13 protein-coding genes are annotated in these 13698 nt (G+C 56.4%); 1 reads left to right on the forward strand and 12 read right to left on the reverse strand.

Annotated elements, in window-relative coordinates:
* The first annotated feature begins 19 nt into the window (after positions 1-19).
* Positions 20-340, forward strand: a complete 321-nt coding sequence (locus PVA01S_RS08745; RefSeq protein WP_127606889.1) for a CBO0543 family protein — start codon at positions 20-22, stop codon at positions 338-340.
* A 52-nt stretch (positions 341-392) separates the two neighbouring features.
* Here the strand turns inward: PVA01S_RS08745 and PVA01S_RS08750 are convergent, their stop codons facing one another.
* The 12 genes from PVA01S_RS08750 to PVA01S_RS08805 all read right to left on the reverse strand — a co-directional run bounded on the left by PVA01S_RS08750 (position 393) and on the right by PVA01S_RS08805 (position 13236).
* Positions 393-788, reverse strand: coding sequence for a hypothetical protein (locus PVA01S_RS08750; RefSeq protein WP_054798016.1), 396 nt, complete (start codon positions 786-788; stop codon positions 393-395).
* A 48-nt stretch (positions 789-836) separates the two neighbouring features.
* Positions 837-989, reverse strand: a complete 153-nt coding sequence (locus tag PVA01S_RS08755) for a YfhD family protein (protein WP_127606891.1) — start codon at positions 987-989, stop codon at positions 837-839.
* 157 nt (positions 990-1146) lie between these two features.
* Positions 1147-2274, reverse strand: coding sequence for a molecular chaperone DnaJ (dnaJ, locus tag PVA01S_RS08760; protein WP_127606893.1), 1128 nt, complete (start codon positions 2272-2274; stop codon positions 1147-1149).
* An 85-nt stretch (positions 2275-2359) separates the two neighbouring features.
* Positions 2360-4201 carry a molecular chaperone DnaK gene (gene dnaK, locus PVA01S_RS08765; RefSeq protein ID WP_127606895.1) on the reverse strand — a complete coding sequence of 614 codons (1842 nt, stop codon included), beginning with the start codon at positions 4199-4201 and terminating at the stop codon, positions 2360-2362.
* A gap of 51 nt (positions 4202-4252) precedes the next feature.
* Complete coding sequence (grpE, locus tag PVA01S_RS08770) at positions 4253-4849, reverse strand: nucleotide exchange factor GrpE (RefSeq protein WP_054798018.1); 597 nt, start codon at positions 4847-4849, stop codon at positions 4253-4255.
* Positions 4850-4986: 137 nt separating this feature from the next.
* The gene (locus PVA01S_RS08775) at positions 4987-6528 is read right to left on the reverse strand and encodes a TCP-1/cpn60 chaperonin family protein (RefSeq protein ID WP_127606897.1); all 1542 of its coding nucleotides are present in this window, start codon (positions 6526-6528) and stop codon (positions 4987-4989) included.
* Positions 6525-7559: a heat-inducible transcriptional repressor HrcA gene (gene hrcA, locus PVA01S_RS08780; RefSeq protein WP_127606899.1), complete on the reverse strand. Its 1035-nt coding sequence runs from the start codon at positions 7557-7559 to the stop codon at positions 6525-6527. The genes PVA01S_RS08775 and hrcA overlap by 4 nt, the downstream gene beginning before the upstream one ends.
* Before the next feature lie 97 nt (positions 7560-7656).
* Positions 7657-8124 carry an N-acetyltransferase gene (locus tag PVA01S_RS08785; protein WP_127606901.1) on the reverse strand — a complete coding sequence of 156 codons (468 nt, stop codon included), beginning with the start codon at positions 8122-8124 and terminating at the stop codon, positions 7657-7659.
* Positions 8125-8198: 74 nt separating this feature from the next.
* A complete protein-coding gene (gene hemW, locus PVA01S_RS08790; RefSeq protein ID WP_127606903.1) occupies positions 8199-9371 on the reverse strand; it encodes a radical SAM family heme chaperone HemW in 1173 nt (390 codons plus the stop codon).
* 75 nt (positions 9372-9446) lie between these two features.
* Positions 9447-11258, reverse strand: coding sequence for a translation elongation factor 4 (lepA, locus tag PVA01S_RS08795; protein WP_127606905.1), 1812 nt, complete (start codon positions 11256-11258; stop codon positions 9447-9449).
* 148 nt (positions 11259-11406) lie between these two features.
* A complete protein-coding gene (locus tag PVA01S_RS08800; protein ID WP_127606907.1) occupies positions 11407-11796 on the reverse strand; it encodes a hypothetical protein in 390 nt (129 codons plus the stop codon).
* 186 nt (positions 11797-11982) lie between these two features.
* Complete coding sequence (locus PVA01S_RS08805; RefSeq protein WP_127606909.1) at positions 11983-13236, reverse strand: stage II sporulation protein P; 1254 nt, start codon at positions 13234-13236, stop codon at positions 11983-11985.
* Positions 13237-13698: the final 462 nt, after the last annotated feature.

The raw sequence follows: 13698 nt of genomic DNA on the forward strand, positions 1-13698 counted from the left end.
CGAGGAGCTCCCGTTTGTCATGATGATCGAATATATCGTTCTTATGTGCGTATGGATCATCAGCATCTCGATGCTGATCTTCTGCGTGCCCAAACGTAAAGCTCGAATAGCCTATGCCGGCTTCTTGTTCAAACAGACGATCACTTGGATTGCCGGTCTGTATGTCGTGGAAAAAGGGTGGATCGTATACCCCGTGCGATTGTTTCCTGAGCAAAACCGGTCCAGCCTTACATATGTGCATTGGGCCTGGTATTGGACGTGGCTGACGCTGCTGCTCACATTTTATTTGTCGCGAATATTTTGCCTCTGGTTTTTTCAAGCGAAACGGCTCCCGGCATGAATGAATCTTCATGCCGGGAGCCGTTAGCATACCGTGAGCCTGGCGCTTCATTTCAGACGCTGCCGCCCGCATCGCGGATCACGCGTTTCGCCTGCTCGACGGCCGCCTCATCGAGCACGACCGTCAACAACACATTGCGGCGCGTCATATCGTCCGGATCGTTCATTAGCAGTTCCCTGCTGCCGTCCGCCATGCCGCTTGCATCGACGTCGGCGGCCATCAGGACGCGTGCATCCTGATTCGCGCTTGTCGTTCCCAAAGTTAAATAAGACAAACCGGGAAAATCGCTATTGGATAACGGATTTAACGTTTCGCCAATCCCGTGTCCCGGGTATTCCCCCACCTGGTCGATTTGCACCTCCGCCGCACGCAGTGCTTTCAGCTTCGGCACACAGCTTTGTGCATCCTCCGTCGTTCGAAAGTAGGCCATGATGCCTTTCTCTGACATATGTCAAACCTCATTTCTCCAAAATCTACGGCCGTGATCCGGCATCAGCTATTCCTGCTCTTGTCTGGCATCGGCTAGCGCGGCGCGTTCCTCCGCTTCCAAGTCGTCGCTATCTGCCAGCTCTGCAGAAAATTCGATGTCCTCGTTCTTCGCGATCGGCAATCGATTTTTTTGAAACGCCTTTTTCCATCGTTCCGCCATGGTCCAGCCTCCTTTCAAGTCGGTATCCATCCCAGGGTCCACCGTGCAGGTTCAAGAACCTGCTTCTATTGTCCGCATTATTAACGGGAATATGCGGCCCGCTTCACGAAAAAAGCAGCCTTCGGGAAATCCCGCAGGCTGCTTTCGGATAGGCGCTTCAGTCGCCTAAAAATGCTTTTTTCATTCGTTCGAAAATCGATTGCTGCTGCTCGTGCGTATTCTCTCCGGTTTGCCGGGAGAACTCGCGCAGCAGTTCGCGCTGCTCATCGCTCAAGTTCGTCGGCGTCACGACGACCACCTTCACGTGCTGGTCGCCTTGGCCGTAACCGCGCAGACGCGGTACGCCTTTGCCTTTCAAGCGGAAATACGTGTCGGTTTGCGTGCCGGGAGGAATTTTCAGCTTGACCTTCTCCGTCAGCGTCGGAATTTCGATCTCGTCCCCGAGCGCCGCTTGTGCAAAAGTAAGCGGTACCTCGCAGTAAATATCGTCGCCTTCGCGTTCGAAGAAATCGTGCGGCTTCACGCGGATCACGACGTACAAATCGCCTGCCGGACCTCCGCGCGTACCCGATTCGCCTTCTCCCGTTACCCGCAGCTGGGCGCCGTCGTCGACACCTGCCGGGATGTTCAGGTTAATGGTGCGCTGCTTTTTCACTTTGCCGGCGCCGTGACACGTCTGGCACTTGTCCTTAATAATTTTCCCTTGACCTTGGCAGGCGGAACAAACCCGGCGGTTCACGATGCGGCCGAACGCCGTGTTCTGCACGACCTCCTGCTGCCCGGAACCATGACAGACGCCGCATGTATCCGGCTTCGTACCGGGCTTCGCGCCGCTGCCGTGACAAGTCTCGCACGTTTCCGTACGAGGAATGTGAATGTCGGTCTTCTTCCCGAAGACCGCTTCCTTGAACTCGATCGTCATCGTATACTGCAAATCGTTGCCGCGCTGCGGAGCGTTAGGATTGCGCCGGCCGCCTCCGCCGCCGCCGAAGAACATATCGAACAGGTCGCCGAATCCGCCGAAATCCGCATTGCCGCCGAATCCGCCGCCGCCCATGCCCTGGTTCGGATCGACGTGGCCGAAGCGGTCATACTGCGCTTTCTTCTGTTCGTCGCTCAGTACATCGTAAGCTTCCTTCGCTTCTTTGAACTTCGACTCCGCGTCGTCTGCTTTGTTGACGTCAGGATGGTATTGACGAGCAAGCTTGCGGTAAGCTTTCTTGATATCCTCCTGCGAAGCATCCTTGCTAAGCCCTAATACTTCATAGTAATCGCGTTTACTCATCCTTCACTCCCACTCCCTGGCCTGCAAAAAAAAGGAAAGTGTCCGGCTTGAGAAGGTCAAGCCGGACTTGTTGTATGCGAACGGATTATTTCTTGTCGTCAACGACTTCGAAATCCGCATCCACGACGTTGTCTTTGCCTTTCGCGCCCTGCGGCTCGCCGCCTGCGGCACCGCCTGCGTTTTGCGCTTCTTGAGCCGCTTGCTCATACAGCTTCACGGACAGCGCCTGCACGATTTGCGTCAGCTCTTCGCTGGCCGCTTTGATTTCGTCGAGGTTGTCGCCTTCGAGCGCTTTTTTCAGCTTCTCTTTCGCTTCGTTCGCTTTGTCAATTTCGCCTTGATCGACCTTGTCGCCAAGATCTTTCAACGTTTTGTCGACTTGGTAAACGAGCTGATCCGCTTGGTTGCGTGCTTCGACCGTTTCTTTGCGCTTCCGATCTTCTTCGGCGTGCGCCTCGGCGTCTTTCATCATGCGGTCGATTTCCTCGTCGGACAAACCGCTGGAAGACGTAATCGTAATTTTTTGGCTCTTGCCCGTGCCTTTATCCAGAGCGGATACGTTCACGATGCCGTTCGCGTCGATGTCGAAGGTGACTTCGATTTGCGGAACGCCTCGCGGCGCCGGCGGGATGTCGCCCAGAATAAACCGGCCGAGCGTTTTGTTATCGTTAGCCATCGCGCGCTCGCCTTGCAGCACGTGAATTTCTACGCTAGGCTGGTTGTCGGCATATGTGGTGAACACTTGTGATTTCGTTGTCGGAATCGTCGTGTTGCGGTCGATCATTTTGGTGAACACGCCGCCGGCTGTTTCGATACCGAGGGAGAGCGGAGTCACGTCGAGCAGCACGACGTCCTTCACGTCGCCCGTCAACACGCCCGCTTGCACGGCCGCGCCGAGTGCCACGACTTCGTCCGGGTTCACGCCTTTGTGCGGCTCTTTGCCTGTCAAGCGTTTAACCGCTTCTTGAACGGCCGGGATACGCGTAGAACCGCCGACCAACACGATTTTATCGATTTTGTCCGCCGTCAGGCCTGCATCGCTAAGCGCTTGACGCGTCGGTCCGAGTGTGCGCTCGACGAGAGGCGCGGACAATTCTTCGAATTTGGCCCGGGTCAAGTTCACTTCCAAGTGCTGCGGAACGCCGTCGACCACGGTAATAAACGGCAGGGAAATCGTCGTCGTCAATACGCCGGAAAGTTCTTTTTTCGCTTTTTCCGCAGCGTCTTTCAACCGTTGTACGGCCGCTTTATCTTTGCTCAAGTCGATGCCGTGCTCTTTTTTAAACTCGGCAACGAGATAGTCGATGATCACTTGGTCGAAGTCATCGCCGCCGAGACGGTTGTCGCCGCTCGTCGCTTTTACTTCGAAGAAGCCGTCGCCGAGCTCAAGGATCGAGACGTCGAACGTACCGCCGCCAAGGTCGTAGACCAGAATTGTTTGGTCTTCGGTTTTTTCCAAACCATAGGCCAAAGCCGCCGCTGTCGGCTCGTTCACGATCCGCAGCACTTCCAGACCGGCGATTTTACCCGCGTCTTTGGTCGCTTGGCGCTGGCTGTCATTGAAATAAGCCGGAACGGTAATAACGGCTTGCGTGACCGGTTGGCCGAGGTACGCTTCCGCGTCGGCTTTCAGCTTTTGCAGGATGATCGCAGAAATTTCTTGCGGCGAATATTCTTTGCCTTCGATAATTTCCTTATGGTTCGTCCCCATATGACGCTTAATCGAGATAACCGTGCGATCCGGGTTCGTGATCGCTTGGCGTTTCGCCGTTTCGCCGACGACGCGCTCGCCGTCTTTCTTAAAGCCGACGACCGAAGGGGTCGTGCGGTTGCCTTCCGCGTTAGGAATAACGACCGCTTCGCCGCCTTCCATAACCGCGACGCAAGAGTTCGTCGTTCCTAAGTCAATACCGATAACTTTACTCATAAGGATAAGCCTCCTTTTGTTTTCGAAAGTTTGTCATATAACGGATTTATGCTATGAGCTCACTTTAACCATCGCAGGACGAAGCACCTTGTCTTTCAGCATATAGCCCTTCTGCACCTCTTCGACCACAATGCCTTCCTCGTACTCGTCGGATTCCACCTGCATGATGGCTTGATGGTACTCGGGGTTAAACGGGGTGCCGACGGTTTCCATCGCCGTTAAGCCCTCCGTCGCAAGAATTTGGGTCAATTGACGGAAAGTCATATCAATGCCCTTCGCAAGGGCGTCATAATCTTTATTATCCTTGCTGGCTGCAAGCGCCCGATCAAAGTTGTCGATGACCGGAAGCAGCTGCTCGATCACTTTCAAAGAGGCGTATTTCGCAAAATCTTCCTTTTCCTTTTGCGTCCGGCGTCTGTAGTTGTCAAAATCAGCTTGGGCCCGCAAAAACCGTTGGTGGTTTTCGTCCGCCAGCTTCTTCGCCTGCTCCAGCTCCGCTTGGACAGCATCTTGGGGTTCGGAAGCTTCCGCAGTGCCCGCTTCCGCCGTCTCTGCGCCCTCTGCTTCGTATGTAGCGCTCTCCGGTTGATTTTGCTCGTTTTGTACGGCTTGTTCACCGCTTTGCGGATCTCGTTGTTCCGTATTCAATGTCTGTCACCTCCTTAACCGAATCGGCTGCGGCCGCGCCCATTCCATAATATGCGCCGCCGCTCTCTCTTTTAAATATTAGTCTAACCACGTAGTCGGGCTCAAAACCCTACATAACGCAGTTGGATAACAAAGGTTTAATCTTCTTCGCGCGGCTGCCGCATCTTGATTACGGTATGAATGCGCAGCACGGCGGACGCCACTTCTCCTGCGGCCTGCAGCGCCTGCAGCTTCACATCGGCCGGATCGATGACCCCGAGCGCCTCGAGATCGGTAATGGCGCCGGTATCGCAATCGATGCCAAGCTTGTCGCTGGCGGATGCGATCTGCGCCGCTTTCACTTCCTCGACCTTCTCCAGCGGGTTGTAGCCGGCATTGACGACGATCTGCGAGAGCGGCTTGCGCAGCGCGTGAGCAACCGCTTCGAAACCAAAACCTTCCATGCCCCGCACGGTTTCGCGATAGCGTTCAAGCTCATGCGCGGCGGCCATTTCCGCCGCGCCGCCGCCGGGCAGCCAGCCGCCGCGCAGTGCGGCCTGCACCGCCGAAGCGGCGTCGCGCGCAATGCGCAGGCGTTCGCCGGCGATCTCGTGCGTGCTTGCGCCGACGATGATAGACACTTCGACGCTGCCTCTGCCTTCGGCGATGCGCACGCATTCGAGGCGCTCGTCGTAGGCGATATGCCCGGCGAAGCCGAGATAAGGGGCCAGGTCAGCCGCCGGCCGGTACAGCGCGGAACGGCGAACCGGCCGCGCGCCGCTGTATTCGGCCAGACGGCGCAGCTGCGCCCGCGGCAGACGCTGCAGCACCATGATGCCGTGATCGGTGCAGAACTGCTCCGCTTCCGGATCGACGCCACGCTCGCTGACGACGAGCCCGACCCGCAGCTCGGTCAAGCGGCCGAGGGAGGCGCGGAACTGCTCGCGCAGCTGCATTTGCCGGTGAAAGCCGGCCTCGGTCATCAGCGCCTCATCTTCCACCTCTTCCGGTCCGAACGCATCCTGCATCATCAGAATGCGGGCCTCGTCCGACGGGAAATCAGGCTGCAGGTTGGCGGGCTTCTTCGCGATGACGAGCCCGGGCCACACTTCGCCCGGCGACTTGCCGAGCGACTGCACAACATCCGCGAAGCGAAACGATTCTTCGCGCAGCTTTGCCGCGCCAAGCTGCCTGGCGCCGTCTATGATCAGCTCTGCAAGGTCGGCATGCTCGCGGCCTGCGATATAAGCGATCCGATAAGCCATCGGATCGTCCAGACCCTGCAGCGGCCGCGACCGCTCGCTTAAGCTGCGGACGGCGTGCGCGACGCCGTCCTGGATGCCGCGCACGACTTTGGCCACAGGCACGCCGCGCGTCACCTGCCGGGCGCCTTCGGCGACGAGCGCGCCCGCGAGCACCGTCGCCGTCGTCGTCCCGTCGCCGATCCGCTCCTGCTGCGCCCGCGCGACTTGAATGAGCAGCTGGGCCGCGGGATGCGCGACGTCCATCTTCTCCAGAATCGTCACTCCGTCGTTCGTAATAATTACATCGCCATGAGCGCCGACGAGCATCGTATCGAGCCCTTTCGGGCCGAGCGTGCCTTCGACGGCCGAGCAAATCGCACGCACCGCATTGGCGTTATTCCGCAGGCTGGCGTACGATTCCTCGCCTTCCGGACCCGAAGGTTTCATCTGACTCATTTATACCAACGCTCCATCAACTGTGTCATATCTTTGGACAGATGGTCCAACAGCTTGATGACTTTAGCGTAATCCATTCGTGTCGGACCAAGAATGCCGATCGTGCCGAGCAGCTGCCCTTCGAGCGAATACGTCGCCGTAATCAGGCTGCAGTCGTTCACGGCCTCCATCTTGTTCTCGCTGCCGATCCGTACTTGAATGCCTCCGGCTGCGTCCGTGCCTTCGAACAATTGAATGATCTTCGGCGTCTCCGACAGCAAATCGAGAATGCTCTTCACCTTATCGACATCCTTAAACTCCGGCTGCGTCAGCATATTCGTCGTGCCTCCGAGGAACACGCGCTCTTCTTCGTCGCGTTCGAAGACGGAATCCAGCATGATCAGCAGCTCTTCGTAACCGGACAAGTAACGGCTCATTTCCGAAGCGATCTCCGTGTAAAGCTTCGATTTGAAGTGCAGCAGCGGCACGTTCTTCAACCGGGCGTTCAGAAGATTCACGAACTTCTCGATTTCCGACATCGGAATGCCTTCCGGAATCGTTACCGTCTTGTTCTCCACCTGACCGGTGTTCGTCACCACGATCGCCACGGCGGTCCGCTCGTTCAAGGGGACGATTTGCAGATGCTTCAATGTCGTGGTAAGCATCTCCGGACCCATGACGATCGAGGTGTACGGCGTCACCTGCGACAAAATCAACGCGACCTGTTGAATGACACGTTCCATCTCCTGCATGCGCTCGGCAAAGAAACGTTTCATCACGTCGACCTCTTCGCCGGCTTCTTGCGCACCTAAAGCCATCAAGTGATCCACGTAATACCGGTAACCTTTATGCGAAGGGATTCGGCCCGCCGACGTATGCGGCTGCTCCAAAAATCCCATTTCTTCCAAATCGGACATTTCGTTGCGGATGGTGGCGGGACTGAACCCCACATTGCCGCGTTTGGATATGCTGCGTGAGCCGATCGGCTCCGCGGAACGGATGTAATCGTCAACGATGGCGCTTAAAATATGTCTCTGACGTTCGGTTAGCATATTCGAAAACCACCTCCGATTCCGGGCTCGTTAGCACTCAGATCAAGCGAGTGCTAAGCTAATACAAAAATAACAGACCTCAAGGGTCTGTGTCAAGTCAATCCAGCCGTTTGAGCACGGCGATTTCGTCGCAGCAGTGCTGTTTTTTACAGTGAATGCAATCGCGCCATACTTTTTCCGGAAAGATTTCCTTCTGCACGACCGTGAAGCCGTTTCTTTCGAAGAAAGCCACCTCGTATGTCAGCGCCATGATCTTCGGAATGCCCTGAGCTCTCGCTTCTTCCACCAGCTTGTTGACTATCGATTTGCCGATGCCGAGGCCCTTGTATCCGGCCGTCACGCCGAGCGAACGGATCTCGACGAGATCCGGACCGAGACGCGTGTTAGAGCCGCAGCCGACCAGCCGACCGTCGACTTCCGCGACGACGAACGTATCCAGCTGAGCCGCTAACGTTTCTTTGGAACGCGGCAGCATAATGCCCTGCTCCGCATAGCCTTGAATAATGTCATATAAAGTATCGATATCCTGTTCGTTCGCCTTCCGGCAGGTCAGGGTCAAAGTCATACGGGCTCCCACCAATCGCATTATGAAGAAAATGAAATGATATGAATAAATATACAACAAAACGTATAAAGGCTTCAACCTATTTTTAATTCAGACGCCTCCAAAAACTCCGCGAACACCTCGTTGCCGAGCAAAACGCCCGAATCGCTCAGCCGGTAGCCGGTTTGCGTCTCTTCCAGCAGCCCTTTCGCGCACAACCGGCGTATCGTTCCGCCGAATACGGATTCCAGCGGCCGCCCGAACTGCTCTTCGAAGTCGGATCTGCGCACGCCGCGCAGCAGGCGCAAACCAACCATCATAAAGTCTTCCATCGCTTCAACCTCTTCGACCTCGCTCGTCTGCAGAAGCGGCAGGCCGCTGCGCGTAGCGTCGATGTAAGGCTGAACCCCTTTGATGTTAACGTGCCGCGTCCCGCGCACATACCCGTGAGCGCCGGCCCCCAGACCGTAGTAGCTTTGGTTAAGCCAGTACATCGAATTGTGCCTGCTCTCGTAACCCGGTTTCGCAAAGTTGCTGATTTCGTACTGGCCGTACCCGGCCTCCTTCAACCGCTTCATTATATGAAGGAACATGCCGACCTCCTCATCCTCCTCCGGAAGCGGCAAATCGCCGCGTTCGTAGAGCGAGTGGAACAGCGTGTTCTCCTCTACCTTCAAGCTGTAGATCGAATAATGGGGCAGCTCCAGCGCGAGCGCTTCCTTCAGCGTGGCCTCCATAATATCGATCGTTTGCTTCGGCAGCCCGAACATCAAGTCGATCGACATGTTCGTAAACCCGGCCTTGCGCGCATTCTCCAGACTCCGGTACACGTCGTCCGTATTGTGAATGCGCCCGATTCGCTCGAGCAGCGCATTGTCGAACGACTGTACGCCAAAGCTGATCCGGTTCACGCCGCCCTCTTTCATCGCCTGCAGCTTCTCCAGATCGGTCGTCCCCGGGTTCGCTTCCATGGAGAACTCGATATTTGCCGCCCAATTGCCAAAATACATGCGCACGCGGCGAAGGAATACGTCCATCTGCTCCGGCGTCAGCACCGTCGGCGTCCCGCCTCCGACGAAGATCGTCTCGATCTCACCCGGCGGCACGCTCTTTACCGTCCGTTCCATCTCCCGCTCCAAGGCATCCAAATAATCCATGACCGGCTGCCCCTTCAATATATATGAGTTGAAATCGCAGTAATGGCACTTGTTCGTACAAAACGGGATATGAAGATACACCGCCTTGGGCGTTTGCGTTTGCTGCAACATGCCTAGTCCCCCCCTTAATGCCAAAAGCAGGCGTTCGCGTTATGCCGAACACCTGCTTCCCGCACTGCTTTTGATCTATTCGTCGATCTTCAAGACGGCCATGAACGCCTCCTGAGGCACTTCCACGCTGCCGACCTGCTTCATCCGTTTTTTTCCTTCTTTTTGCTTCTCCAGCAGTTTCCGCTTCCGGCTGATGTCGCCGCCGTAGCATTTGGCCAATACGTTCTTGCGCATCGCTTTGACCGTTTCGCGGGCAATGACCTTCTGCCCGATCGCCGCTTGAATCGGCACCTCGAACATTTGACGCGGAATGAGCTCGCGGAGCTTCTCGCAAATGATGCGTCCGCGGTTGTAAGCTCTGTCGCGGTGGACGATGAACGAGAGCGCGTCGACTTGCTCGTTGTTCAGCAGGATGTCCATCTTCACGAGATTTGTCCGCTTGTAGCCCGACAGCTCGTAGTCGAACGAAGCGTACCCTTTCGTGCTCGATTTCAACTGATCGAAGAAATCGTATACGATCTCCGACAGCGGAATGTCGTAGGTAAGCGTCACGCGCGTCGTATCCAGGTATTCCATGTTGACGAACTCGCCGCGCTTGCCCTGGCACAGCTCCATAATCGCGCCCACGTAATCGTTCGGCACGATGATCTTGGCTTTTACGAACGGCTCTTCGACGAAATCGATTTTGCCCGGCTCCGGGAACAGCGAAGGGTTCTCGATGTTCAGCACCTCGCCGTTCGTCTGCGTGACGCGGAACACGACGCTCGGCGCCGTTGTGATGAGCGGAATGTTGAATTCGCGCTCGATCCGCTCCTGGATGATTTCCATGTGCAGCAGCCCGAGGAAGCCGCACCGGAAGCCGAAGCCGAGCGCTGTCGACGTCTCCGGCTCGAAGCTGAGCGAAGCGTCGTTCAGCTGCAGCTTCTCCAGCGCATCGCGCAAATCGTTGTAATCGCTCGTTTCGATCGGGTACAAGCCGCAGAACACCATCGGATTGATTTTGCGGTAGCCCGGCAGCGGTTCCGGCGTCGGATTCTTCGCGTCAGTCACCGTATCCCCGACGCGGGTGTCCCCGACATTTTTGATCCCGGCCACAATAAAGCCGACATCGCCGACTTCAAGCGAATCCACGATGCCCATACGCGGTTTGAACGCGCCGACCTCAATGACTTCGAACGTTTTGTCGGTCGCCATAAACTTGATTTTCGAACCGGCCCGGATCGATCCGTCAATGACGCGGACATACACGATAACGCCCTTATAAGGGTCGAAGTGCGAGTCGAAAATGAGCGCTTTCAGCGGCTGCGTCGAATCTCCGGTCGGCGCCGGAACTTTCTGCACGACCTGCTCGAGAATTTCCTTGATGCCGATCCCGGCTTTGGCCGAAGCCAAGACCGCTTCGCTCGCATCGAGACCGATGACGTCCTCGACCTCCTGCTTCACCCGTTCCGGATCTGCGCTGGGCAGGTCGATCTTGTTGATGACCGGCAAAATCTCCAGGTTGTTGTCGAGCGCCAAGTACACGTTAGCCAGTGTCTGCGCTTCGATCCCCTGCGCCGCGTCAACGACAAGCAGGGCGCCTTCGCAGGCGGCCAGACTGCGGGATACTTCGTACGTGAAATCGACGTGTCCCGGCGTATCGATCAGATTCAATATATATTCCTCGCCGTCGTCGGCGCGGTAGTTCAAGCGTACGGCCTGCAGCTTGATCGTAATGCCCCGTTCCCGCTCCAAATCCATTTGGTCGAGCACCTGATCCTGCATCTCGCGGGATGTCAGCGCGCCGGTAAATTCCAAGATCCGGTCGGCCAGCGTCGATTTCCCGTGATCGATATGGGCGATAATGCAGAAATTTCTAATTTTCTTTTGTCTGGCTTGGATATCCATCGGCAGCAAAACCTCACTAAACTCGCTTTTTGTACAATACTTTTCATTATAGCAGTTGTGGGGTCTTGCATCAATGCACGGAAATTCCGCGCTGTTTCCGGCTTGCGGGCCCCGACAGCCTTGCAGAGAAGTCCCCCTGCCTGCGCCATTACTTCAGCATCGCCTCAAACAAAGAAACAATGGCGCGGATGCCGTGATAGGCGATGATTTGCAGCAGCTCGCCCGCCTTGTTGCCGACCCGGTTGATGCCGGTATCGGCGGCGGGCTCCTGAGGCGCTTTCGCTGCAGGCTTCGTCTTCTTCTCGGCCGTTTTCTTCACCGGCTCCGACTTCTCGGGCGCAGGCGGCGCCGACTTCTTCGCCCCTGCCGGAGCTGCGCTGTTCGGGCGCACTCCGGCGGCGGAAGCTTCGCCCGGCGGCTTCGTCAGCGGACCGTGAATGCGTTCGGTTCCCTGCGTCGCAAGCGATACCCCGAAAAAAAGGCAAAAAGCCATCGCCAATGCGATGGCGCCGAATTTGAACCAGCCGCTTCCGTTCATGATCCTTTGCACGCTCCTTGCCTTGTCTCTTCAGGCCGCCTCAGCGCCCTTTCTTCTTCCCGCGTTTCGGTTTCGCATGACCAACCGCGCCAATCGGGTTCCCCGGGGTTCTCCGCGCTTCCGCCTGCAGCTTACCTGTCCGCGTCCTCAACGATTTGGCTTGGCCGCTTCATTCCCCTAGCCGTGTCAGCTTGGCTTTTTTGCTGACGTGCCGTCCGAGGCGGGCGACGGTTTCGCATCGACCTTCTCCGCGTTCAGGATGACCTCGGCGATCGCTGCAGCAAGCGCATCCGCTGTCCGGTAGCATTCCTCCAGGCTGTTATCGACCCCGCCCACTTCGACCAATACGCTGTTCGGCGAGAAGTTCTGGTTGTATACGCCGTTCCCTTCCCCCGACTTCGCATGAATGCCCTTGGAAATGCCGGGGAATTTCTCTTCCAACGCCTCATGAATTTTCTCGGCAAACTCGTAATTTTGTTTATAATTCGGGTTTTTGCCCCCGATAATGAAATAGATTTGCGCGTAGTCTACCCCTTTGATGGTTGCCGTCGTTTTCGAGCGCCGCTGCGAATCGCGATGGATGTCGAAGTAATAATCCAGATCGGGATGCCCGGCCGAAGCTTCCTGCAGCGTTTTTAACGAATATTTATAGGAAAAGTAATAATTGAAGCCTTTCTCGATAGCCGGATAGTTTTTATCCGAATGGACGGCGCCGATGCCTTCCTTTTCCAATCTCTGCGCAAGCCTGAGACCGACCTGGGTGACATTCTTCTTCGGATCGTACGCTTTATCCGGATCCTTCTCGCCCGGCAGCTCCGGCAAATACGATTCCTGGTTGTGAGACTGATAGATAAAGGCGACATTCTTGCCTGCCGCAGCGGGAGGCTGAGCCGTCGGTGCTTGCGGTCCGAGCACCGCTCCGCCCGTTTCGCCCGCCGATCCCGGATTCGCCGTGATCGTCCCTTCGCTCCCGAGCTCCTTCCCCTCAAATACATCCGACCGCGGACTGTAATCCTCCGGCGTATCGATGCTTCCCACATTATTCAGCGGCACCGCACGGGTCTGCGACATCCCCGGCACTTCGCGGGCTATCAGCGTCTTCGGATCGTTCGGATTCAAATCCGTCACCAGCGCGAACAAAAAATTCGATACGTTCGATTGCGAGAACGTGAACGATTTGCCGCCGGCCGGCAAGCCCGGTACCTCAAGCCCCATCATATCCATAAAAAAGCGGCTGGATACGGACGCGGCAAGCCCCTTCATCGAAGCGTTCGGCGAGGCGCCCGACACCCGCGATTGCACGTAGCCGAGCACGCCCAGCACCATAAAAAAAATGAAGCACCCTATCATCAACATGGACAACGTTTTCGAATAAACCCCGAGCATTTGTCCCGTTTTGCGAACTTTGCTTAGATTGACGGTGACGGCAGACCATTTCATGTACTTGTTCCTCCTCTTTACCGGATCGCGTCGTACGACCGTTGCTGCGATGTCGGCAGGGGAACGATTCGTGATTCGTGTCCCCCGCTTCTCTAGTAACTACTCTATGAGTCTCGTTCGGGAGATAGAACCATAAATTTCATAGGGCTCGCAGGCTCTGAGCAGGCAGGCGTGCTGATTCAGGACGTGAAGGAGTACGTGGAACAAGCCGTCACAGGGTGCGTGCGGTAACAACTGAAATCAATAAGGTCGGGGGAGCGGTGCAAAGCGCAGGGTCTTCGTTCCGAGAAATCGACGGTTCCATCGCCGAGTCAGGCAGGCTCATCCGCAATCGTCTACCACGCAGTTGCTTGTAAGGGCCGGTAACTTGCAGAGGCTGCTAAGCCGCTTCAAAATGACTTAACAAACAGGAAGCCATCCCTAAAGCCGCTGCGCTTTAAGGATGGCCTCTGTACGGGGACC

Source organism: Paenibacillus validus NBRC 15382, from assembly GCF_004000985.1.
GTDB classification, from domain to species: domain Bacteria; phylum Bacillota; class Bacilli; order Paenibacillales; family NBRC-103111; genus Paenibacillus_G; species Paenibacillus_G validus.